The sequence below is a fragment of the Legionella feeleii genome, from assembly GCF_001467625.1.
GTDB classification, from domain to species: Bacteria; Pseudomonadota; Gammaproteobacteria; order Legionellales; family Legionellaceae; genus Tatlockia; species Tatlockia feeleii.
On record NZ_LNYB01000031.1, the window covers coordinates 96,116 to 118,800 of the forward strand.

A 22,685-nucleotide genomic window follows, 5' to 3' on the forward strand; every position below is an offset into this window, starting at 1 on the left:
TTAACATAATCGGCAGGTTAAAAATCCAATGAGGTCAGGATGGAAAGCAAGACAGAGATCGACGAAGAAAGATATATTATTCCGAATAAGTTACACGCTGTTTGGCTTGGTAAAGTTCTAGATGAAGAAGATCGATCTAATATTCTTGCCTGGAGCTCAAAAAACAAAGATTACGAAAGCAATTTATGGATAGATTCATCAACGTACGCTCCGGACGCTAAACCCGAACTCCTGGAGCTCTTAAGCTGGGCTAAAAAGAATAACATTAAACTATGTGATGTAAATCCCAATCCGCCTTGGAAAATTAAACATGCCAATTACATTCGTCGCCCTGATGTCTATGCAAGAATGATCTACAGACAATATTACGATGATGAGATTGCAGGCCAGTACCCGAATTTTGCCGCAGCCTCTGATATGTTAAGAGCAACCATTTTGGATACTGATGGTGGAGTCTATTACGATGCACGCGATATGCCGCCAGGTAAACCTCTGCCTAAACTATTTAAGGCCAAAAATGATTTTTTATTTCATAGTTATCTTGGTACTTACAACAATGATTTGCTAGCGGCTGCTCCAGGCTCAGTCGACCTTCATAATTACATGGAATCAATAAAAGAAAATTATAGGCGTTTGTATAAAGGTTCGCCTCAGTTACTCGAAGCACACCGCAATCCCAATCGAGAAGCTGTTAGCTCAGGATTTAGTGCCCGAAGAAGTTCTACTATCAACGTATCAGGTCCCCTGGCACTGGTAAACTCCCTCAAGAAAGCTTATCGGGACTGGACAGATGCGTTACATCTTTGTAGTTTTCCTCAAGCATACTATACCCAACCCGCGACTCAGGACGTCAGTTGGTTTGATCCTAACTTACTCGAAGATCAGCAACATATACTCATTATTTTCGGTAACTCTATTAAAGATCACCTGGCAGATAATTTTCTTAAGACCAAAATTCAGTCCCTTTCCAACCAGCCAATGTTTCAAAACTCTGCTTTGAAGAAGGCATTAACGCAGCTTCAGCAAGGTTTATTGGCTTTTGATAGTTCACAGATGACACTTACTGAACTTTATAAGACCTGCACCTCTGACATAGAGCGCAGCAAACACTATCAAGAATTAAGCCCCAAAGACAAAGCACTGTATGAGGATATATCGGGTACTATAGGAAAATGCATGGAGTCTGCCAGCAAGTTCATTGAGTTGGGTCAACATAAGCAACTGGATGCAAATACAGTCTTTGAAATGCTCAGCCGAATTGGCCCTCACGCTAAAGTAGATATGTCACAACGCGTCGATCTGAGCCAATTTATAACTGATGTATTATTAACAGAAGATGGCAATCCTAATTTAAAAACCCTAGACGTATATGGTATTAAGTACACCCCTCCAGAATCGGAGCCGAACCAGACTACCATTTCTAATATCTAGCTGTTGGCTCTAATGAGGATGGATACTGCATTTTCTCACTCTTATCTTCTGAGGGCAGCAGCTCCAGCGATACAAGCACCTACAGCCGCTACACCGAGTACTAGCGCAGGTTTGAAGAAACTGAAGTGATTTGGTTTTTCTTCCGCTCTCTGCGCTTGCAGCTCTTGCAGCATCGTTGGACCATTGGGCGGGCTTGCGTTCACAACAACCCCTTTTCTCGCTTTAATAGTAACTTTAGAAAATGGGATATTGTCTTTTGTTACTTCCAAGGTGTAATCACCGGGTGGGACATTGAGAAAAGCAACACCACCATCCAGTGAAGTCGCTTCCAGTGTTCTAATAAAGGGATTGGTTTTATGGATAACAGGGAATATACCAAAATAAAAAGGCTTTCTATTAACATCCGGTGATAAAGTGGCTTTAACGCCTTCAACACCTTGTGGAATATCATCCATCGTTGTGTCTGGAGGTGTAATGGTTGCAGCAATCTGGCAGGCTTGTGGATCTTCAGTCACACCCATGGCGAAAGAAAGGAATGTATAAGCCAGGTTTGAAGGCACCTGAAATGAAATGTTCTTTAAATAATTTTCATTGTTTATTCCCTCTGGCGGGGGTATCAGCGTTGCTGTTTGTGTTGTCCTATAGCCAGACCAGAAAGACCCTGGCTTCTCAAAACGTAAGGTAATGGCTTTCCCAACAGGCCATTCAAAGGGCCCAAATCGTCCATTAGCATCCGTCTTAAACGCTATCGCTTCATTTTCAACAACAGTAATCGTTGCATCCGCGATAGGCTCACCGGATATAAATGAACGGGCAAATCCAGAGATTAGGACAGTACTCATCATAATTCCTTTTAAAATGATATTGAAATCAATACGGTTAGATATTATTTCACTGTAAAGATTTCCACCGAAAATGTAAATCTTAGACCCGAATACGAAACCTGGGATAAAGATTCACACCAGCATTCCATCCTAATTTTATTGAATGACTAAAAAAATTTATCTGTGTTATTTTTTGATACAATCAACTCCTGATAAGATCGCTGTGCTTTGAAAACAACCTGTCAGTACTTGCGTAATTAGCCCTCAAAAGCGTTCTCACAATCTGCTGAATCAGTTTATTTAATCAGGAGTTTAAAACTTGAATTATTCATTTCATTTTAAAAAAAATACTCAACTCATTATTAATACAGGTATTTTTTTATTTTTATTAAGTCTATCCTCTTTTGCAAAACCACCTCATGACTTTCAACAAGCCAAGCGTCAAGCTACAGCGATTTTTGATTCTCATCGTGAAACACTCTATTGTGGCTGCACGTACAATCAGCAACATCAAATTGATCTGGCAAGTTGTCATATGAACGCAGCACAGCCCCATAAACGTGCTGCACGTGTTGAATGGGAACACATGATGCCAGCTGAAAATTTTGGCAAGCAATTCAAATGTTGGCGAGAAGCCTTATGCAGGAAAGACGGTAAGCCTTATAAAGGACGACGATGTTGTGAAAAAATAGATCCTGATTTTAAGCAAGCCGAAGCCGAGCTTTATAATTTATGGCCTGCTGAAGGAGTCGTCAATCAGGCGCGTTCTAATTACCGCTACGCTGAACTGGCAGGCAATACCGATTTTTTAGGTTGCTCTTTTAAGATTGATAGAAAATTACGTCAAGTCGAGCCCGATGATCACATTAAAGGAGTCGTAGCACGTGCTAATTTATTCATGGCTGATAAATACAACATCAAGCTCAGTGCCGCGCAAAGACAATTATTTGAAATATGGGATAAGCGTTTTCCTCCCGACGCCTGGGAAAAACAATGGGCATCCAAGGTCGCTGCCATTGAAGGTTATACAAATCCCTATATTCAGGCCTGGACAAGAGTAACAGCGTAGACCCGAATGCCATTACATGCTACCTGAGAGGCCATCGCGTGTTGGCCTCAACTTAATCTAAAATAGAGTTGCCTAAAACTGAAAACCTAAAGTCACGGCGACATCATTATTATTTGGCATCATCTCTCTTACGCCTGATTTAACTGCTTTTAAGGATTCAGATTCAATAAGTTGAAAGAATAAATGCTCTTTACCTACAGTAGCAAAGATTTTATTAGCAAAGGTTTTAAGTAAATTTTGGATATAATCACCCCAATCAAGATCATTTTCCAAAATTGGTTTGGCAATTCTTATCGCGCTCACACATTCTGCTTGAAAGTCTTTTTCCATTTTAATGCTAAATTCTTCTTTAGATAACTTATCTCTGTATCTATCCCGGCTTGATTCCAATCTCTCTAATAAGCGATTGGCTTCTTTATGGGCTCTAGCATAATTATACTGATCTACAACAGTCAATTTTATTCTTAGCTCCACTAAAGCCTGCTCAACAGGAGCTAATCTCGTAGTCACCTCTAATTTCTTTTGGTCTTCCAAATAATTAACAACAGCTTGACTCTCATATTTTCTTGCAAATTCCAGGAGTTCAAAGATGCCTTTATTAGGAAGCCCCTCTGCCTGTGGTAATTGAAAAAATTGGGTTACCAAGCCCAAATCAGACGTCGAAATAACGGATTTCATCAATTCGATAAATTGCTCACTTTCTAAAGACTTATCAACCTTTTGAATACCAAGTAATAATTGCTTTAAAAAATTAATGTTTACTTAAGAATAGGGGAATTTTTCCTTTTTTATGCATCACTTTGAATAATCCGATGATCTGTAGTGCTCAAGTAACACTATATTCCGTTGACGTTGCTTCTAAGGCACACCAATATGAACTAAGGATAAATAATGAAGCGTCAAAATGCATATTAATTAATATCCCTGTTTCAAGCTCCAAGATACTAATTACAGATAAAAAGAACTGGGCGTAGAAACATTCCCGGTCCAATTTGTAACTTGACAGCACCGTTCAGAAACTACATTCGTATCCAGTAAATACATTAATCCAATTCCTCAGCTCGATGCATTTCTTTACTTAATTTTAGAGCCTCAAAATCAATATTCGTGACATCAGGAATAGCCAGTAAATCGACAATAGTTTTTTCGGCTTTATCAAGTTTTAAATAATCTTGCATTGCAAGAAATACAAAGATAGCAATAGACATATTAACGTCTCACAATGCAATTATTTACCTGCCTATATTGTAGCCAAATAGTGGGTACATAATTCCCGCAACGCGGAGAGCCATCGTTTAAAAAATTTCGCTGGTTTTAAATACTTTATCAATCGCCATTAGGCTTTCCAATAAAGGTTTTATTTTGTCCAATGGCCAGCTATTTGGCCCGTCGCTAAGTGCTTGATCAGGGTTCGGATGGGTTTCCATAAAAATACCAGCAATCCCTGCGGCGACAGCTGCCCTGGCCAATACAGGGACGAATTCACGTTGCCCGCCTGATACGCCATTATTGCCACCAGGTAGCTGAACAGAATGGGTGGCATCATAGACCACAGGACAGCCTGTTTCACGCATAATTTGTAAGGAGCGCATGTCAGAAACTAAATTGTTGTAACCAAAACTTACACCACGTTCACAAACCATAATCTGTTCATTCCCCGTTGCCTTAGCTTTGGCAACAACATGTTTCATATCCCAAGGAGATAAAAACTGCCCTTTCTTGATATTCACAGGCTTATTCATTGCGGCCACTTTTTGAATAAAATTGGTCTGACGGCATAAGAATGCGGGGGTTTGTAATACATCCACAACACTGGCAACCTCTAACAAGGGGGTATCTTCGTGAACGTCAGTCAATACAGGCACACCAATCTGTTGTTTGACCTTTTCTAAAATCAATAAACCTTTCTCAAATCCAGGGCCACGATAACTGTTCATTGACGAGCGATTTGCCTTGTCGAAAGAGGATTTATAAATAAAAGGTAATTTTAACTGGCCGCATATTTCTTTTAGATAACCAGCTGTTTCCAGAGCAAGTGCTTCACTTTCAATAACGCAAGGGCCTGCTATCAGAAATAAAGGAGAATCAATACCTACTTCAAAATCACATAATTTCATGCTTTCTCCTTTTGTCCGTGATAACTACGCGCCGCTAAAATAAACTGCTGGAAAAGTGGATGGCCATCTCGCGGTGTAGACGTAAATTCCGGATGAAACTGACAAGCCACAAACCAAGGATGGTCGTGTAGCTCAATCATTTCAACCAAGGTATTATCCGCAGAACGTCCCGAAACAGTTAACCCATTTTCTACCAACGCATCAACAAATTGATTATTAACTTCATAGCGATGCCGGTGCCGTTCCACAATTTGTGGTTTGTTGTAAATCTTATAGGCCTGGGAATCCACATCAAGTTGACACATCTGAGCACCTAAGCGCATGGTGCCGCCAAGATCCGTATTTTCATCACGCAGATTGATACTGCCATCTTCTGCCATCCACTCAGTGATCAAGCCAATAACAGGATAAGGTGTCGTTTTATCGAATTCAGTCGAGTTGGCTCCTTTAAGCCCCACGACATTACGAGCATATTCAATAACCGCTGTTTGCATGCCTAAACAAATACCCAGGAAAGGAATTTTTTCTTCGCGCGCATATTGTACTGTTCTGATTTTTCCTTCAATACCCCGCTCACCAAAACCGCCAGGTATTAAAATGGCATCAACAGAAGCAAGCAATTCAGTACCATGTTTTTCTATTAATTCAGCATCGATATAAACAATTTCCACTTTTGTTTGTGTATGAATCCCTGCATGCAGCAAAGCCTCATTAATCGACTTATAGGCATCATTTAACTCGGTATATTTACCCACCATAGCCACTTTGACCGTCATTGTCTGGATAGCTTGCGCATCGACAACTCGTTGCCACTCATGTAAATCAGCCGGCTTAAGCGTCAGGCCTAATTTTTTCACCACAATCTCATCCAAACCTTGGTCATGCAGAATCATGGGAATTTGGTAAATACTCTTGGCATCTTCTAAGGAAATAACCCCTTCCTTTTCTACGTTGGTAAATAGCGCGATTTTTGCTCTGTCACTTAAAGAAAGAGGTTTCTCAGAACGACAGATCAAAATATCGGGTTGAATACCAATCGAGCGTAATTCTTTTACTGAATGTTGTGTTGGTTTTGTTTTTGTTTCACCTGAAGTAGCGATATAAGGAACTAAAGTCAGATGAATAAACAGAGAGCGCTGTGAACCAAGTTCAATTCGCATTTGACGAATAGCTTCAAGAAAAGGCAAGGACTCAATATCTCCAACAGTACCCCCAATTTCAATCATTGCCACATCAAAGTTGTCAGCACCTTGCTTGATAGAACGCTTAATTTCGTTAGTGATGTGAGGAATGACTTGTACTGTTCCGCCTAAATAATCACCCCGACGTTCTTTTTTGATCACTGTTTCGTAAATTTTTCCGGAAGTGAAATTATTGCGCTTGGTCATGGTAGTACGCACAAAACGTTCATAATGACCCAGGTCAAGATCTGTTTCGGCGCCATCGTGAGTCACAAACACTTCACCATGCTGAAAAGGGCTCATAGTCCCAGGATCAACATTAATGTAAGGATCCAGTTTAATAAGCGTGACTGTTAAACCACGTGCTTCGAGAATGGCTGCTAATGACGCTGCAGCAATACCTTTACCCAGCGAGGAAACTACACCGCCGGTAATGAAAATATAATTTGTCATAGATGACCCCGTTTGGAATGCCGAAACCGCCGCACAAGCGGAATAAAAAGATCGCATGTAAACGGGATTTAATTTTAACAAAAGAAGAACAGAAATAACACACTATTTCCTCATCAAACTAAAATCCCTTAATTTGATCAGGAAAATCTTAATGCTTTGGCCTTATTATTACATTTTGCCAGTTTAAAATACCGGCTTTCATCCAGGCTATTATAAGCGTACCCATCGAAGCCCGGGAGCAGCCATAGCCGAAACCCGGGATTCAATATTACTTAGTCAAGGTATCCAATTGATTTAAAATTTTATACATTGCAATCGCACAATCGACCGCCTCTACCCCTTTATGACCATGTTTACCACCAAGACGATCCCAAGCTTGCTCATCACTGTCTGTCGTCAAAACACCAAAAATAACAGGGATATTGTAATCCAGGGCTACACGCTGACAACCATTACTGACTTGCTCGCACACATAATCATAATGACTGGTTTCACCCCGAATAACAGCGCCTTGGGCAATGATTACATCGGCTTGTTGTTGCATTGCCAAGCGTTTAACAACAATAGGAATCTCTACAGCGCCAGGTACTTCGACCACAATAATATCCTTCGCCTCAAAACCACATTCATTTAATCTTTGCAACGCACCACGTTTCAACTCTTCTGTCACTGCATGGTTAAACGAACTCACAACCAGTGCGATGGGGAAGGATTTTACCGTGCCAGACGCTTCAGCTCTAATATGCTTCATAATCATCCCTATTCAACTGTCAATAAATGACCAAGTTTTTCTTGCTTGGTTTTTAGGTAACCGCGATTTTCCCGAGTGGGTTGAATCAATAAAGGAACTCGTTCACTTACTTTCAAACCATATTTTTCAATGGCTTCGACCTTATGCGGGTTGTTCGTTAATAAACGCAATGTATCCACACCTAAATATTTTAGAATTTGAAACGCAACGGCATAATTGCGATTATCAGCTGGCAATCCCAACTGCAAATTCGCGTCTACAGTATCAAACCCTTGCTCTTGCAGAGCATAAGCCTTGAGCTTGTTAGCCAAACCGATCCCCCGGCCCTCTTGACGCAAATAAAGGAGAATACCGCCTTCCTCAGCGATCTGACTTATAGCCTGCTGTAATTGTGCGCCACAATCGCAACGGCAAGAGCCAAATACATCACCAGTAATACATTCAGAATGAATACGCACCAACGGTATTTTATTGGTTACTTTGGGCGCTTTAATAAGGGCAAAATGCTCTGCTAAATCCAGCTTATTGTGAAAAACAGTCATGGAGAAATCGCCATGATTCTGCAAAGGAATACGTGTCGTCGCAGCCTCTTCTACCAACGTTTCATGGCGAATACGATACTCAATCAAATCCTTGATAGTGACCATCGGAATATCATGTTTGCGAGAAAAACACGCTAATTCATCACGCCGGCTCATTGTGCCATCATCATTAATAATTTCACAGATGACCGCTGCAGGTTTCAGTCCTGCAAGAATGCTTAGGTCGACACTGCCCTCTGTTTGGCCTGCCCGTTCTAAAACACCACCTGCCCTCGCCCGCAAAGGAAATACATGTCCAGGAGAAATAACTGATTCAGGTCCACTGGCAGAATCAATCGCCACTTGAATTGTGTGGGCACGATCGTAAGCCGAAATCCCAGTCGATACGCCACTGGCAGCCTCTATCGAAACAGTGAATGCCGTACCATAGGGGGAACGATTTTTCTGTGCCATCATAGGCAACTGCAATTTATCAATCAATTCACTAGCCATTGGTAAACAGATAAGGCCCCGACCAAAGCGAGCCATAAAATTAATTGCTTCAGGGGTAATATGTTGCGCAGCAATCACTAAATCCCCTTCATTCTCGCGCAATTCATCATCCAGTAACATAATCATACGACCCGCTTTTAATGCCGAAATTGCCTGCTCAATGGTTGCAAAGGGATTTGTCATGCTTCAACCTCATTTTTTAATTGTCCTGCGATCTTGAGCTGATGTGCCACGATCCGAGTCAAATAATCAAATTCCACATTTAAACGTTGACCAATTTCTAATTGGCCCAATGTGGTCTTTGCCAAAGTATGTGGGACTAACATCAACTTGATGTTGTCTTCGTTCACTGCGTTGATGGTTAAACTCACTCCCTCCAAAGTAATGCTTCCTTTAGGCAAGAGATACATGCTAGCACAGGTTGCAAAATCACCAACAACCAACTCTACATACTCACCTATCGGGGCAATAGCCTTCAGACGCGCTGTCGTATCGACATGCCCGCTCACATAATGCCCCCCAAAACGAGCGGAAGCCAGCATAGCTCGCTCAAGATTCACCAACATACCAGCGCGGCATTGCCCCAGTGTAGTGAGGCGCAGTGTCTCAGGGGAAACATCAAAAGCTAATGATTGCTCATAATCGGGTAGCAAGGTTAGGCATACACCATTCACAGCAATACTTTCGCCTGTTTGTAAATCAGCAAAGGGAGATTTAATCAACAGACGATTGGCTACCTTACCGCTAATATTAGCCAACACCTCCCCCTGCTGTTCTATCAAACCTGTAAACATGTCTCCTCCTCTTGCCAATCAAGACATGCTATTACATTGTCAGACTTCACCTGCCACGATACGGCTTGCTTGGTAGTAAAACAGACCTCTCCCTGGAATGCTGGCGTTGCATTTTCTCCGAGTACCTCAGGAACGAGATAAAGATAGGTTCGCTGCACCAATTTCTCACGATGCAAGGCAGAAAATAATGCGCCCCCTGCTTCAACCCAAACATCATGGTATCCCAACTCGCCCAATTGATTGATTACAAGCGCCAAATCAAGTAATCCTTCTCGAGCAGAAATACCGTAATAGCTGCAATTAGAGAAAGGGTTAGTTACTGCATAATTTTCATCATGAAAAATATGACAATGTTCAGCACTGCTAAAAATCCTGGCATTTTTACTTAAAGACAAGCGACTATCTATAATTGCCAGGCGTTTACCTTGCTCCCTATCTTTTAAACGAACATTCAGTAAGGGATCATCCTGAGCAATTGTTTTCGCTGTAGTTAAAATCACATCGGTATACAAGCGATGCTGGTGGGTAAATTCAGCGCAATCTGCATTCGACAATCGACACCGCTGCCCATCAACGCCGGCAATTTTGCCATCCAAAGTCTGTGCTATCTTGGCCGTAACCCAGGGGCGTTTTGTCTTTGTCCAATGATTGTAGCTTTGATAGAACGCATCAATTTCCTGTATAGGATAATGTAAGGCTTCAATGCCATTCTTGCGTAATATTTCAGGGGTATTATTTGCCCGGACAATAGGATTAGGGTCAGAAAAACCGTAAATCACCTGTGTAATACCATGACCAAGAATAGCCATCGCACAAGGCGGCGTTTTTCCCCAATGATTGCAAGGCTCCAGAGTGACATAGAGACTGACATCCTGTAAACCTGCTGGAATTTTCGCTACCAGAAGTTGCTCGGCATGGGCAGTTCCAGCCCCTTGATGCCAAGCACGAGCGATGATTTCGCCTTTGTGTACAGCAACAGCTCCAACGCTGGGATTTGGCGCACAATTACCCCGTCCGAACCAGGCTTGTTCGAGGGCGGCCAGCATAAAGTATTTGTGCATAGTTAAATCACTACAGAAAAATGCGGAGATGATAACAAATTATTCAATTTTTGAGTAGTCTGAGGTTGATGTAATGTCATGTAAGATAAGGTAGTAAAGTTAGAGGGAATATTGTATATATAAAAAAATATTTTTCCGCTAATTTTTTAATTTTCTCGAAAAATCATTATGTTTGAACAAAATACCAGCGATCTGCATTGCCATCTCAATGGAAGTTTTAGTCTTCCATATCTCTATGAGGTTGCCAAAAAGAACGGTTGTTTAGATAAATATATGAGACTTGTAGCCTTGCGAGAGGCCTATCTAAACAAAACCCAAAAGCAACCTGAAGAAGGTTATGCCAAGGAAGATATCAATTCTATCTGGGAAATATTTGCTTTAATTCAAGCAATTATACAAACTCCCGAAGATATCAGTTTGGGTACGCTGGATGTTATCCGTAGTTCTGCGGCTAAATATATGGAGATAAGAACAACTCCAAAAGAAATGACCGATAAATCCAAGGATGATTATATCGATGCGTTTGAACAAGGCTTATTGGCTGCAACCCAATCCACGTCTAAAAAAGCGTTTGGTTTGTTAAGCCTGGATAGAACTGTCCATAGTTTTTCAGAAGCACAACATTTTATCAAGCGAGTCGTTCAAAGCCCAGAAGGCGTGCTTAAAGGGATTGATATCTCTGGCAATCCGATTGCACCAAGAACCTTACGTGGTAAGGAGCTGGAGCAATTAATCGAGTTGGCACTGAACTCGAAGGTTGGGTTGGCAATTCATATGGGAGAGGCTGATACGGCTGTTGAACGCGAAGATACAGATACCATCTTATCCGCTCTGGAGGCTTGGGTAAAAACCAATGCCCCACAACAAGCAAATCCACTTTTTGGCAAAGTGAGGCTAGGTCACTGTATTTTTTTAACTCTCGAGCAGAAAAATCGAATTCGCGCATTAAATATTCCTATTGAAGTATGCCCTACCTGTCATAGCAAACTTAACTGGCATAAAGAAAAATCGCCCCATCCAGTGACAGGGGTTTATTCTGATGTCGAACAGCCTGTTACCTTTGCAACTGATGATGAATTTGTTTTTGGTGCTGGTATAAAAACAGAATATCTCAAGGGATTAGGACTTTTCAGCAACAAGAATGAACTATCCAAAAAGCAAATCAAAGAAAATCAGGCACAATTCCGTTTTGCCTAAAAGCATAAATTTAAAAAGGGCGATTATTTTTCATCGCCCCTGTTGTCTATGGTATGATAAGTCCATGTTACTATTGTCATAGACCTTGGATGCCAGATTGTAACCAATCAACGCTGAAAGCCATTTGGTCGCCACTTGGTGAGCCGTTAATAATTGCTCAAGTAATGAGCTTGTTTAATCGAAGAGCAAGTCTATGAACTTATTGCGACTTTTTAAACGACAGGGATTTTCTTCAGGTTTCATGCGCGGCTGCTTGTGTTTTTTTCTCGTTTTTATTCAGCTATTACCAACTACAGGGCTTGCTTTTTCCCCTTATTCGACTCGTGAGCTTGAAGAGTTAGAAAAAGAATTTATTCAGTTAATTAACCAGTCAGACAGTATCGAGCGCGATGCCCTGGCCAATCAGTATATTAATCATTTAGGTAAAAAACTGGCACGCTTAGCCCATATGCCTACGCCCTATTTTTTTATTGTTAAATCAAATGAGATCAACGCCTTTGCCGGTCCGGGCGGTTATATTGGTATTAATACGCAATTAATTCTTGCCACTGATAATGAAAGTGAATTAGCCGCTGTTATGGCTCATGAAATTGCTCACGTTCGCCTTCATCATCTCTACCAGAGGATTGAGCATGAGAAACAGATGCGTATCCCCCTCCTTGCCTCGTTGTTAGCATCCGCCGCCTTGGGCGTCGTTAACCCTACGCTAGGTAGCGGAGCATTGATGGCCTCCATGACTGGTTTTGCGCAAGATAATATTAATTTTACCCGTGCCAATGAAAAAGAAGCGGATCGAATCGGCATTGGTATGCTTATAAAATCAGGTTTAGATCCCCGTGGTATGGCTGGTTTTTTCAAGAAAATGCAACAGAACTCTCGTTATTACTACACAGCCAATATTCCTGCCATCTTAAGAACTCACCCCCTGGATGAGGAGCGTATTGCTGAGGCAGAAAACCGCAGTCAGAATTTGGGGAAAACACAATATACAGATAGTCTGAATTATCGTTTGTTTAAAGAATTGATTCGCGTTTCAGTCACCAACAATAACAAGCAATTGCTTGATTATTATCAAATTCAATGTCAAAAACGCAATAGTGGTCCAGCCTGCCAATATGGTTATGCATTAGCACTACTCGATACAAATCAGTTCCAACAGGCACAGGCACGTTTAACTTCCCTACTCGCCCAGGATCACGATAATCTTTTTTATCAAATTGCCATGGCGCAGGCCGAAACCGGGAGCAAGCAATTTGAAATTGCGTTAAAACGACTGAGTGATCTACAAGCCAACTACCCGGAAAATTACGCGGCAATCATGGCTCATGCTCAGGGATTGCTGGCAGCAGGGAAAGCTGAGCAAGCAGCCTCTGTATTACTCAAAGGCTCAAGACTATTCAAAAGAGATTTACCCCTTTGCGAAGAGCTTGCGCAAGCACAAGCTGCATCCAAGCAAAAAAGTTATGCTTATTTTACTCAGGCGCAATGTCAACTTTTACAAGGCCGCCGACGAGATGCTATGCGGCAACTAAAACAGGCAAAAATACTCGCCAAAAATGACCGTTATCTACAGGCTCGTATTAGTGCCATGATGGAGGAAGTTAAGTTTCTCTCCGAGGACTAAGCTTTAAGCGCGGTTTGATTTCCGAGCATCGCAGCGATGCATACACGCCAGTAGGATAAGTACCAAGATATAGAAATAATTAAGGACGGCGTCCTCCCTTAGGGTTGAATACCAAACCAACCACCCGTATCCCCCCCTGCCCAACATTCAGTTGCTCTACAAGCATCTATCTTTTGCGAACACAGTCTTTTGAATTCGCCAGCTGCACTAATATCCTGATTTTTATAGCCGTGTGGTTGACAGATCCGCCCCAGATAAACTCCGCGAACACGAATTTGGCCCATCACTGAAATATTTGGCCCTACCTCATAAATACCGGGACTATGTGAATAACAAGCAATATAACAACCTGGGACTTGGTTATAACTATTGTCTGTGGGTAGCATTCTTTGTATTGCGCCGGGGTAGGGGTGATTGATAACGCCCTCACTTTCGAGAACATAAACAGGATACGGCGAAGGTAAGAGGTATTTATTGGCTGTATTTTCGCTACTGAAAGCCGCTCCAAGTAAAGTAAACAGAAAAATGCTTACTAATCCATTTAGTAATGTCTTCATGATTCGTCCATTAATCGCTTGCTAGACACCCATAGCCATAGTATAGAACCGATTATTGAATAAGAAAGAAAATGGATTAGAATACCTGAAAAATAGATCAGTTGAGATTCCTGATGTCCGAATCGAGCGAATTAATTATCCGTCAAACTCAGAATTGGATTCATTCATTTATTATCAAATTCAATATCTGTCCTTTTGCTAAAAGGGAGATAAATAAAGGCTCGGTGAGATTTCAGGTCAGTTTTACTGCAAAAGAAGAAGCCGCCCTCACTGAGGTGATGTCAGAAATTGAGGTTTTAGATCAACAACGAGAAGTAGAAACTACTTTGATGATTTTTCCCAGATTATTTACAGATTTTTTTCATTATCTGGATTTTGTTGATCTGGCTGAGCAACTACTGGTGCAGAGTGGTTATGAAGGCATTTATCAAATAGCCTCTTTTCATCCCGATTATTGTTTTGCTGATGTTGATTTCAATGATGTTTCAAACTATACAAACCGATCACCTTACCCAATGCTCCACTTGTTGCGCGAAGAAAGTGTTGATAAAGCGATTGATTATTATGGCGATACGTCAACAATCCCCGAAAAAAATATTGCAACAATGCAACAATTAGGTTTAGAAAAGATACAAAAACTACTGTCAGATTGTATGAACACCAATCACTCTTCTTAGCCAGTCTTAGAATGTATAGGCTATGTGAATCCTGGTTGTTTTATAGGCAATTTTATCTATACTTTTAAGTAATCATCCCAAATACGATGATAAAGGACATGAAAATATATCGTTTCACGATGATTTTATTCTGTATTTTTATTTCACCATTGCTAACGGCTCAAGAGAAAGTGCTTAAAATTGCTGTTGCAATTTATGATCCCCCTTTCGTCATGCAAATAGGCAATAACCAATTCTATGGCTTTGATATCGCTATGATGGAGGATGTTTGCAGGAGGATTAACTACACCTGTCAATTTATTGCTACACCAAACAATCGATTGATTGAAAGAGTCCGAAACAGGCAAGCTGATTTGGCAGTAAGTTCAATTATCATCACGGTAAAAAGACTCCAACAAGTTAATTTCTCCTTGCCCTATTTAGTTAGCCAGGCTCGCTTTCTTGGTCCTGCAAAATTAGCTGCTCAACCTTTCGATATCGATTTGTTAGATAATAAAAAAATTGGTATTACTGATAATGCCTTTTTATCACTTATTAAAATGATGGGAGTCAAGAAGCCTAAAGTTATCTTATTTGAGCATGATAACCTGATGATTCAGGCTTTAAGATCGGGAGCAATAGACATTGCATTCGTTGATAACCCTACTGCGCATTACTGGCATATGAACTCATCGGGATCCTTAAGGGCTATGGGCGAACCTATAACTTTTGGTGCTGGGATAGGTATAGCGGTGAATCGAAATAATTTCAAGCTATTAAGTATTATTAATCCAGCCTTACTTGACTATCAAAATAGTGAAGCCTTTAAAGAGGATTATCACAAATACCTGCTTCATTTTTCTACTGACACATCCCCACAAAATGCTACTAATTTGCCATAACACTAAACAGTCCATAATCAACTATACTAATTAAATAACATTCATAAGAGGAAAGGTTCGATGCTTTATAGATTATTAATTAATTATCTACGTATAAAACTCATGCGAATTATTCTAAATCGTATAGCTAACAAGCTCGTACAGACAAACTATATGGGGCAGACAGGATTTCTAGCCACTATAGCCAGGTTTATAGCCACTCATTTTCTGAATTCTCCCCGGGGAGCAAAATGAAAGATAAACCGCTTGGAGGTCGTTACAGAAAAGTAGAACACAGTAATCTATTTCACCGGTTAATTGTCAAGTTTAATAACCACGGAAGAGGAGTGGCAAATGGCCCAGTATATTTATAAAGGATTTAAAGTTTTTTATGATATAAAGCCTGTATCCGGCCCTACTAACTTATATAAAGCGGATGGCTATGTAGTATGTTGCCTGGACAAAAAAGGACTTACACCACCTCAAAAGTTTCACACAGAATACCGTACTAAGACAGAAGTGCAAAACGAAATTAAGAGACTACTTGAAAATTATGTAGATTTTGAGTGGAAGGAATTTCATGAAATGCACGGATAATTTTAATTCGTTTATCTACTGAATAAAAAGCAAGAACCACCAACAGGTGGTTCTTGTTGCTGACCAGGAGCTTTACTAGCCTCCCAAGGCCATACACTCTTAGTATAGCCAATAATCAGCATTTTGTCTGAGGCTTATGTTCCCTCTAAAATATTTCTTAGTTTCAGAGCTAATTGGTTTTTTGAAAAACAACCAAATTTTTCACGTAAATTTTCAAAATGACGTTCAACAGTACGTCTCGAAATATTCAACAAACTCGCAGTTTCATCAGAAGTTTTACCTTTGACAAACCATAATAAAATTTCTTTTTCACGAGGAGTAAGCTGTACATAATTATTTTTATCAAAATCTCCATGAAAAGTAGTTTTCAAAAAATTATTTTCGAAGAAAGTATTAATCAGCCCTATGCATTCTGCGTAATTATCACTATCTATATGGCATTTTATTAATTCGTTTTTAACTGGGGCAATTCTCTCATCAAAATAAATATTAAATTTTTTAAATATTTCAAGATTATTGAGATAAACATGATTAATCTCATGTTTTTCAAGTGGAGCATCAAATGAATAAAGTTTGAATCGCTGGTTATTAATAATTTCAAGTATTCTAAATGAATGGCCATAATTAAACTGGCTCAATAATTCAAAAACCGGCAAACTATGTTGTTTATATTCCTCTTGATAGACATCAATCAGGTAAAGTCCGCTTTTAGGATAGGTTTTTAAAATACTAAGAGGTGCGTTTATAACCAATTGATTATCAATGCATTTTTCTAAATAATCCCCATTACTGCCTACCCAAAAAAACTGTCCCTGCTCATTCATCTCAACATAACTGAAATGATTAATACCCGTTATTTTAAAAAGATGTTTGCAAATTTGTTGAACAAAATCGGTATAATTAACTAATTCGTAATTATTAATAGGACTAGAGGGGACTTTACGATACTTCATGATTGCTCATTCTTTATAAAAAAGACACATATTGTATAATAATACATCATTATGTTTACTTTATAGTAGCCAACTGAATAACGCTATCATTTTTATATTATATCAACTATAAGAAAAGAATAAAAAAAATATCTCTATTATTATGCATTTAGCGAGGAACTAATCGTTTAGAAATAAGATGTTAAACGAAAATTATTGCTCGTTAATTTCTTCACAGAATTCACCCTGGGGACAACAAATATTTCGGATTTTTTTTAATCATGCCAAATAAATTTAATTCACTTAATATTTCTATAAGACTATTGCGCTAGAATTAGGTGTAATTGTTTAAGAAATAGAACAAACTAATGACTGACCCTCATATGAATAAAAAAGTTAAAACGCTTGATAATGGCCAGACTACTGGCGAGTTGATTGCAAAGTCAAAAGAACCCGGTCGACCAGGCCTGGTCAGAAGTGACTCATTTAGCAATCGCATCGCTTTAAACCACTCTCGTTTTGCCAAGAGAGTCCATGACATTGGTTATGTCTATACTTTATATGCATTATTAGATGCTGAAATCCTGGCCTATACTGGTCTTAAATGGTTTTCTGATATCTTTGCCTCTAACAAGGGTTCTGCCAATCCACTACGTGACTGGCTTTTAACTCCTAGTGGAATAGCTATTGCCTCTGTAGAATCAGTCGCATTCATTGGTCTATCACTGCTCGCCAATAAAACGGAAGAAGATGATCCGAGGCCTTACAGGCAGGCTATTATGACCTTATGGCCCTACTGCCGGAATGTCATTAGTGAATTGAAAAATGCGAACAAAGGCGTACGCAACGCACTGAAAGTTGCAGCACTATTCCACGAAACCAGCTTAAATTCCATGATGATGCCTGCCGGATTATTGGTAGGTAGCGCATCCGTACTAAACCGCATTTGGTTCCGGCGTTTGCAAGATCAACGAAAAGAATTAAAGAATAATTTTAAAACTTTGTTAAAAGACATTGCTGCGCATGAATTGAATGACGCTGAAAAGCTGGATATCAATCTACTTAAAGAGCGAAAAGGTACTCTTAAAGAGTTTTACGATAAAATACCTTCCGAAATGAATGCTCAGCAAAGATATGCTTATTTATCAGCTGCTTATAATGGAATGCTCGAAGGCTTGGCCTATTATATTGCTCCACTGGCTTTAATGGGTTTTACATCTCCGGCTTTTATTCCTGTAGCATCCGTTTGTATTGTCTTGTCAACTGCTGCTATTACTGCTCGGGTTTATGAAGAATATGAATACCAACGCGGTTTGGAACTCGAAACGTTGGGAGTCAAATTACAACTAAAGAGACAGGAACTGGGCATCTTGAATGCTCAATTAGCTCTTTTCAAGAGTACTCAGGTTCCAGAGGCAGACAAAGACTCACAGCGAATACAACAAGAGGAACTCACTCGGCAATATGCAGAACTTGCTGCAGAAATTATCCATCTCGGTGACGAGCTGAATGCTAAAACTGCGGGCATGGTCAATCATGCTCTTCGTGGCGTAAAAAATGGTTTGGCAGTTTATGCCGTTGTTACCAAAATGCTTATGACTTCCTTGATGTTCTTTAGTGCCGTCCCTACTGCTTTATTAGTGAGTAACGCTGTTATAGGGGTCGCTCTTTTAGTGGGCTCTACTATTTACTCTTTATCGCAGTATTATAAAAAACTAACTAAAGCTCAGGAAAATCCTAATCAGCCACATATGGCCTTGGAAGATGTTTACTCCAAAGCCAACCGAATTTTAGCAGAATTAATTGAGACTCATACCATGGCGGCGACCCCTGGTACTGGATTTTACACGGAATGGCTTGATGTGGTACGTGCTTTCTTCTCCGGATTAAACAAGGGTCAAAAGCTGATTGGTTATATTCTTACTATCTCTTTCCTCGAAGTTAGCTTACATAATGACTTCCAGGATAAACCGATTGTATTAAAGACCTCTGTAGCACTTGGAATTTTCTGTTCGGTAGTACTCTCTTTACGTGTGTATGCGTTGAATTTTGGCTCTAAAGCCAACCTTGAAGTCGTGGATGGCATTGAAGAAACTTCAGAGGAGTTATTGTTTTTAGAAGGCATTGAAGACTTAATTGATGGCCAGGCAAAAGCAAAAAAACTAGAAACCGACAAGCAACCGAGTTTAGAAGAGTCAACTGAGACTGACTCTGGCATTTCAGAGATAGGCTACGAAATAGAAATGGTAGCACTGGAAAGTAATAGCCACGAAGCTGGTGATGATGTCATAACAGTTGGTCATGAAAAGAACCATACTGATAAAGCTGCTACAGTGATGCATGCTGTCGATAAATCGGCAACTGAATCTGCCAAATCAGAACCAAACCCTCCTCATGGTAAAAGACCTGGTGAAAGCGAAATTGATACAACAGCAATGAAAAAGAGTAAAACAATGCCAGAATCAACCCATACTGCAACTGAACGGCGACTATCCATACGTAACATGGTTTTGCAAGGTATGAGCTTTTTTACTGATGTTGTCCATCCACTAACGCACCACAAGCATGATACATCAGAGCTTATAACTCCCCCTCGTAAGGAGTAATTCTGAAACTTTCCGGCGAGGGTGACAAACTATTAGCCCTCCCCAACCTCGTATTTTTTTTTATTCGCATTAAAATTCCAAAGCTGATATATAATTAAAACCAAATCCAAAGCAAGGATCATTGGGGAACCTCCATGTGGCAGCTTCTTTTAGGTTTTTTACCCTGGATTCTTTTTTCCACTTTTTATGGTCAATCTCAGAAAGAAATTCTTTTAACACTAACAATTACCACCTTCGTCTTGATACTCACCGAATGGCGCCAACTTCTGAAAGGATTTATTTTAAGTTGGGGGACTCTATTATTTTTTGCCGCCATCTATGTATTGACGATTGTATTTAAAATGAATTGGGTGATCCAAAATGCCTGGATGCTTTCCAACCTATCCTTAGCCCTTATTGTCTGGATTTCATTATTAATCGGAAAACCCTTTACCTTACAATATGCCTATGAGCAAACCCCTAAGCAGGTTTGGCATACAAAAGGGTTTTGGCGAGTTAATCAACTATTGACTATTATTTGGGGGATTATCCTCAGCTTTTCTACCGTGATGTATTTTATTCCCTGGGGAGCTACAACAGCCTCTGAAATCGTTTATCAGATCCTTTCTTATACTCCTATGATTATCGGCATTTGGTTATCCAAAAAATTACCCCTTTGGTATCGCGAACGGCAATGCCGACTTCGCAATGAAGCGAATCCCTTTTTGCAAAACAATTTTGCACCTGTTCACGAGGAAAGTGACTTTCATAACCTGGTAGTCCAGGGAAAAATTCCCTCTGATTTACGGGGCTGCTACATGCGTAATGGACCCAACCCGGCTTTCGCTCCTATTTCCTATACTTTTCCATTAGATGGTGACGGTATGATCCACGCCATGTACCTGGAAGGTGAAGACGTTCGTTATCGCAACCGCTACGTTAAAACCAAAGGCCTGCTACTCGAACAAAAATTAGGTCGTGCGATTTATAGCGGTATTGCCATGCCGATTCCACCCGATCCACAACTTATAGGACCCAATGATGATCCTGGGCCTTTTAAAAATGGGGCTTTCATCCATATTATCCACCATGCCCAGCATTATTTAGCAATGTGGGAAGGTGGGCCTGCGTATGAAATGGATCATGAATTAAATACGATTGGTGAGTGGCTGGCCGGTACAACGCGCCCTCTTGCCGTAGGCCCTCATACACGCTTAGATCCAGATACGGAGGACTTATATTTAATTAACTATGATATTCAACCTCCTTTCCTGACTTGCCACAAAGTTAATCAGCAAGGGAATCTCATAGAAAGCCGCATTATAGAAAAATCGTGTAGTACTATGATGCATGATTTTGTTTTAACAAAAAATTTTTTGATTTTCTTCGACTGTCCGGCTGTTTTCGATCTGGCAGCCGTGGAGACTGGCGGAAATGTTTTGGAATGGCGCGCTGAGTTAGGGACTCGGATTGGTATCGCCTCACGACAGGATAAAGATAAATCGCCGCTTTGGTTGACTACAGATGCTTTTTTCGTATTCCATTTTGCCAATGCTTATGAGATTGAGAACAAAATCATCATCGATTACGTTCGCCATGGTCGCTTGAATTTTGGTGTACAAAATAATGTTGTCAGTTCACCACCACAAATGCATCGAATGGAAATCGATTTAACGGAAAAAACTTTTCAAGATTCGCTGCTTGCAAATTATATCGTTGAATTTCCTACAATTAACAATCACTATAATAGTAAACCTTACCATTTTATTTATGCCCCGACTCGCTTAAACAACCAACTCAAACCATCAACTTTTAATGGGTTGGTAAAATACGATTTGGCATCAAAAACAACCACCGTCCATGATTTTGGTGAGCAATATTCGATTGGTGAGGTAGTATTTGCACCTAAACCCCAAGCACAAAGCGAAGACGATGGCTATCTGGTATTTTTTGCCTACGATTCCAAACGCAACACAAGTGACTTTTTGATTCTGGATGCTCTGGATATCACGAAAGCACCTCTTGCTGTCATTCAATTACCACGGCGCGTACCCGAAGGATTGCATGGCTCATGGTTTGAAAAAATTGAAAAATAACTGTTATCTATTTATAGTGAGATCGGCGAAAATCGCCTTAAACACTTATGGAGATAAGACATGTTAACACCAAGGAATAGTGTTTTTTCCCTAAAAACCAAGTTGCAAAACTTAAATGAATGCATGGGAAAAAAATTGTTTGCAACTGTTCTATTTAGCCTACCTGCTTTCTTGCATGCTGGCCATATCGATGGCCTTCGCGGTAATCGATACTGTGAAATTCTCTTATCTCCAACGATGTTTAAAATGGAAGTTTACAATACAATAGGGCTCAATGATTGCCCGCCTAAACTATGGAATAAAATTTCGGTTAGTTCTGTTAAAGCTGAGACAAAAGCAGCCTATGTAAAACTTAATGGGCCTCGCTATTGGGTAATCGACGGCATGAAAAATTCGCAATTGGTCAATCCCCAGAAAAAAATTATTTCTGGTCTAGCCATGCGTGAGGCAGGAGTATTGCAGTTAGGATTATCAGATATTCTTAGTAGCGCCAAACCTTATCATGATCACACTGTCGATCGGCAAACAACCTGGGTTTATAAAGCGGGCAAACCAGTCTATGAACTGATTGATCCCAAAGGTCGCGTTTTTGTGATGCAATCTTATAGTGTTGAGAAAACGCCGCAAACTGCTGCAAGCTTGACGCAATTGGGTTCTAAACTGCAGCTGCCACAAGGGTGGAGTTACCGCACAGGCGTTCTAAAACAAACGACTGATTTAACTGCTATAAATAAAAAAGCCGTTGTGATTCAGGACGACTTTCTTAATACTTATCAATTAGCAACGCACGATTTTCTAAACCAGCAACAAAATGCCAATTAACTTGTTAGTACACAAACACGAAT

Annotated in this window: 21 protein-coding genes; 10 read left to right on the forward strand and 11 right to left on the reverse strand. The window is 40.2% G+C overall.

Annotation, left to right across the window (positions count from 1 at the left end; translation table 11 throughout):
* The first annotated feature begins 39 nt into the window (after positions 1 to 39).
* Entirely contained in the window at positions 40 to 1,431 is a 1,392-nt protein-coding gene (locus tag Lfee_RS05565; RefSeq protein WP_058444711.1) for a TcdA/TcdB catalytic glycosyltransferase domain-containing protein, read from the forward strand.
* 41 nt (positions 1,432 to 1,472) lie between these two features.
* On the opposite strand, the gene Lfee_RS05570 is transcribed toward Lfee_RS05565, so the two are convergent.
* Complete coding sequence (locus Lfee_RS05570) at positions 1,473 to 2,273, reverse strand: carboxypeptidase regulatory-like domain-containing protein (RefSeq protein ID WP_238584868.1); 801 nt, start codon at positions 2,271 to 2,273, stop codon at positions 1,473 to 1,475.
* Between the two features lie 301 nt (positions 2,274 to 2,574).
* Here Lfee_RS05570 and Lfee_RS05575 point away from each other — a divergent pair, with 301 nt between their 5' ends.
* Positions 2,575 to 3,324, forward strand: coding sequence for an endonuclease (locus Lfee_RS05575; protein WP_238584869.1), 750 nt, complete (start codon positions 2,575 to 2,577; stop codon positions 3,322 to 3,324).
* A 72-nt stretch (positions 3,325 to 3,396) separates the two neighbouring features.
* On the opposite strand, the gene Lfee_RS05580 is transcribed toward Lfee_RS05575, so the two are convergent.
* The 8 genes from Lfee_RS05580 to ribD all read right to left on the reverse strand — a co-directional run bounded on the left by Lfee_RS05580 (position 3,397) and on the right by ribD (position 10,715).
* A complete protein-coding gene (locus Lfee_RS05580) occupies positions 3,397 to 3,969 on the reverse strand; it encodes a hypothetical protein (RefSeq protein WP_193786943.1) in 573 nt (190 codons plus the stop codon).
* 398 nt (positions 3,970 to 4,367) lie between these two features.
* Complete coding sequence (locus Lfee_RS16920; RefSeq protein WP_156413361.1) at positions 4,368 to 4,532, reverse strand: hypothetical protein; 165 nt, start codon at positions 4,530 to 4,532, stop codon at positions 4,368 to 4,370.
* 87 nt (positions 4,533 to 4,619) lie between these two features.
* On the reverse strand, positions 4,620 to 5,441 hold the full coding sequence (kdsA, locus tag Lfee_RS05585; RefSeq protein WP_058444717.1) for a 3-deoxy-8-phosphooctulonate synthase: 822 nt from the start codon (positions 5,439 to 5,441) through the stop codon (positions 4,620 to 4,622).
* Positions 5,438 to 7,075: a CTP synthase gene (locus Lfee_RS05590; protein ID WP_058444719.1), complete on the reverse strand. Its 1,638-nt coding sequence runs from the start codon at positions 7,073 to 7,075 to the stop codon at positions 5,438 to 5,440. The genes kdsA and Lfee_RS05590 overlap by 4 nt, the downstream gene beginning before the upstream one ends.
* Before the next feature lie 268 nt (positions 7,076 to 7,343).
* Positions 7,344 to 7,826 (reverse strand): 6,7-dimethyl-8-ribityllumazine synthase, encoded by a 483-nt coding sequence (gene ribH, locus Lfee_RS05595; protein WP_058444721.1) that lies wholly within the window; start codon positions 7,824 to 7,826, stop codon positions 7,344 to 7,346.
* An 8-nt stretch (positions 7,827 to 7,834) separates the two neighbouring features.
* Positions 7,835 to 9,043 (reverse strand): bifunctional 3,4-dihydroxy-2-butanone-4-phosphate synthase/GTP cyclohydrolase II, encoded by a 1,209-nt coding sequence (locus tag Lfee_RS05600; protein WP_058444723.1) that lies wholly within the window; start codon positions 9,041 to 9,043, stop codon positions 7,835 to 7,837.
* Positions 9,040 to 9,654, reverse strand: a complete 615-nt coding sequence (locus tag Lfee_RS05605; RefSeq protein ID WP_058444725.1) for a riboflavin synthase — start codon at positions 9,652 to 9,654, stop codon at positions 9,040 to 9,042. The genes Lfee_RS05600 and Lfee_RS05605 overlap by 4 nt, the downstream gene beginning before the upstream one ends.
* Positions 9,639 to 10,715: a bifunctional diaminohydroxyphosphoribosylaminopyrimidine deaminase/5-amino-6-(5-phosphoribosylamino)uracil reductase RibD gene (ribD, locus tag Lfee_RS05610; RefSeq protein ID WP_058444727.1), complete on the reverse strand. Its 1,077-nt coding sequence runs from the start codon at positions 10,713 to 10,715 to the stop codon at positions 9,639 to 9,641. Before ribD ends, Lfee_RS05605 begins: the two co-directional genes overlap by 16 nt.
* A 168-nt stretch (positions 10,716 to 10,883) precedes the next feature.
* Between ribD and Lfee_RS05615 the strand changes: the two genes are divergently transcribed.
* Positions 10,884 to 11,912 (forward strand): amidohydrolase family protein, encoded by a 1,029-nt coding sequence (locus tag Lfee_RS05615; protein ID WP_058444729.1) that lies wholly within the window; start codon positions 10,884 to 10,886, stop codon positions 11,910 to 11,912.
* Positions 11,913 to 12,153: 241 nt separating this feature from the next.
* Positions 12,154 to 13,536: a M48 family metalloprotease gene (locus tag Lfee_RS05620; RefSeq protein ID WP_238584871.1), complete on the forward strand. Its 1,383-nt coding sequence runs from the start codon at positions 12,154 to 12,156 to the stop codon at positions 13,534 to 13,536.
* A gap of 98 nt (positions 13,537 to 13,634) precedes the next feature.
* Here Lfee_RS05620 and Lfee_RS05625 read toward each other — a convergent pair whose 3' ends face one another.
* Positions 13,635 to 14,093, reverse strand: coding sequence for a hypothetical protein (locus Lfee_RS05625; protein WP_058444733.1), 459 nt, complete (start codon positions 14,091 to 14,093; stop codon positions 13,635 to 13,637).
* Positions 14,094 to 14,206: 113 nt separating this feature from the next.
* Here Lfee_RS05625 and Lfee_RS05630 point away from each other — a divergent pair, with 113 nt between their 5' ends.
* The 3 genes from Lfee_RS05630 (at position 14,207) to Lfee_RS05640 (ending at position 16,227) form a co-directional block, all read left to right on the forward strand.
* A complete protein-coding gene (locus tag Lfee_RS05630; RefSeq protein ID WP_058444735.1) occupies positions 14,207 to 14,770 on the forward strand; it encodes a DUF1415 domain-containing protein in 564 nt (187 codons plus the stop codon).
* A gap of 98 nt (positions 14,771 to 14,868) precedes the next feature.
* Complete coding sequence (locus Lfee_RS05635) at positions 14,869 to 15,651, forward strand: transporter substrate-binding domain-containing protein (RefSeq protein WP_064088327.1); 783 nt, start codon at positions 14,869 to 14,871, stop codon at positions 15,649 to 15,651.
* A 333-nt stretch (positions 15,652 to 15,984) separates the two neighbouring features.
* Complete coding sequence (locus tag Lfee_RS05640) at positions 15,985 to 16,227, forward strand: hypothetical protein (RefSeq protein ID WP_058444739.1); 243 nt, start codon at positions 15,985 to 15,987, stop codon at positions 16,225 to 16,227.
* A gap of 134 nt (positions 16,228 to 16,361) precedes the next feature.
* Here Lfee_RS05640 and Lfee_RS05645 read toward each other — a convergent pair whose 3' ends face one another.
* Positions 16,362 to 17,180 (reverse strand): helix-turn-helix transcriptional regulator, encoded by an 819-nt coding sequence (locus tag Lfee_RS05645; protein WP_058444741.1) that lies wholly within the window; start codon positions 17,178 to 17,180, stop codon positions 16,362 to 16,364.
* Positions 17,181 to 17,542: 362 nt separating this feature from the next.
* Between Lfee_RS05645 and Lfee_RS05650 the strand changes: the two genes are divergently transcribed.
* The 3 genes from Lfee_RS05650 (at position 17,543) to Lfee_RS05660 (ending at position 22,662) form a co-directional block, all read left to right on the forward strand.
* Positions 17,543 to 19,765, forward strand: coding sequence for a hypothetical protein (locus Lfee_RS05650; protein WP_146751375.1), 2,223 nt, complete (start codon positions 17,543 to 17,545; stop codon positions 19,763 to 19,765).
* 134 nt (positions 19,766 to 19,899) lie between these two features.
* Positions 19,900 to 21,840, forward strand: a complete 1,941-nt coding sequence (locus Lfee_RS05655; RefSeq protein ID WP_058444745.1) for a carotenoid oxygenase family protein — start codon at positions 19,900 to 19,902, stop codon at positions 21,838 to 21,840.
* Between the two features lie 60 nt (positions 21,841 to 21,900).
* Complete coding sequence (locus Lfee_RS05660; protein ID WP_058444747.1) at positions 21,901 to 22,662, forward strand: YggN family protein; 762 nt, start codon at positions 21,901 to 21,903, stop codon at positions 22,660 to 22,662.
* Positions 22,663 to 22,685: the final 23 nt, after the last annotated feature.

Coding starts and splice junctions, on each gene's coding strand:
- Lfee_RS05565 (WP_058444711.1), top strand. CDS start 40: ATGGAAAGCAAGACAGAGATCGACGAAGAAAGATATATTATTCCGAAT.
- Lfee_RS05570 (WP_238584868.1), bottom strand. CDS start 2,273: ATGAGTACTGTCCTAATCTCTGGATTTGCCCGTTCATTTATATCCGGT.
- Lfee_RS16920 (WP_156413361.1), bottom strand. CDS start 4,532: ATGTCTATTGCTATCTTTGTATTTCTTGCAATGCAAGATTATTTAAAA.
- kdsA (WP_058444717.1), bottom strand. CDS start 5,441: ATGAAATTATGTGATTTTGAAGTAGGTATTGATTCTCCTTTATTTCTG.
- Lfee_RS05590 (WP_058444719.1), bottom strand. CDS start 7,075: ATGACAAATTATATTTTCATTACCGGCGGTGTAGTTTCCTCGCTGGGT.
- ribH (WP_058444721.1), bottom strand. CDS start 7,826: ATGAAGCATATTAGAGCTGAAGCGTCTGGCACGGTAAAATCCTTCCCC.
- Lfee_RS05600 (WP_058444723.1), bottom strand. CDS start 9,043: ATGACAAATCCCTTTGCAACCATTGAGCAGGCAATTTCGGCATTAAAA.
- Lfee_RS05605 (WP_058444725.1), bottom strand. CDS start 9,654: ATGTTTACAGGTTTGATAGAACAGCAGGGGGAGGTGTTGGCTAATATT.
- ribD (WP_058444727.1), bottom strand. CDS start 10,715: ATGCACAAATACTTTATGCTGGCCGCCCTCGAACAAGCCTGGTTCGGA.
- Lfee_RS05615 (WP_058444729.1), top strand. CDS start 10,884: ATGTTTGAACAAAATACCAGCGATCTGCATTGCCATCTCAATGGAAGT.
- Lfee_RS05620 (WP_238584871.1), top strand. CDS start 12,154: ATGCGCGGCTGCTTGTGTTTTTTTCTCGTTTTTATTCAGCTATTACCA.
- Lfee_RS05625 (WP_058444733.1), bottom strand. CDS start 14,093: ATGAAGACATTACTAAATGGATTAGTAAGCATTTTTCTGTTTACTTTA.
- Lfee_RS05630 (WP_058444735.1), top strand. CDS start 14,207: ATGTCCGAATCGAGCGAATTAATTATCCGTCAAACTCAGAATTGGATT.
- Lfee_RS05635 (WP_064088327.1), top strand. CDS start 14,869: ATGAAAATATATCGTTTCACGATGATTTTATTCTGTATTTTTATTTCA.
- Lfee_RS05640 (WP_058444739.1), top strand. CDS start 15,985: ATGGCCCAGTATATTTATAAAGGATTTAAAGTTTTTTATGATATAAAG.
- Lfee_RS05645 (WP_058444741.1), bottom strand. CDS start 17,180: ATGAAGTATCGTAAAGTCCCCTCTAGTCCTATTAATAATTACGAATTA.
- Lfee_RS05650 (WP_146751375.1), top strand. CDS start 17,543: ATGAATAAAAAAGTTAAAACGCTTGATAATGGCCAGACTACTGGCGAG.
- Lfee_RS05655 (WP_058444745.1), top strand. CDS start 19,900: ATGTGGCAGCTTCTTTTAGGTTTTTTACCCTGGATTCTTTTTTCCACT.
- Lfee_RS05660 (WP_058444747.1), top strand. CDS start 21,901: ATGTTAACACCAAGGAATAGTGTTTTTTCCCTAAAAACCAAGTTGCAA.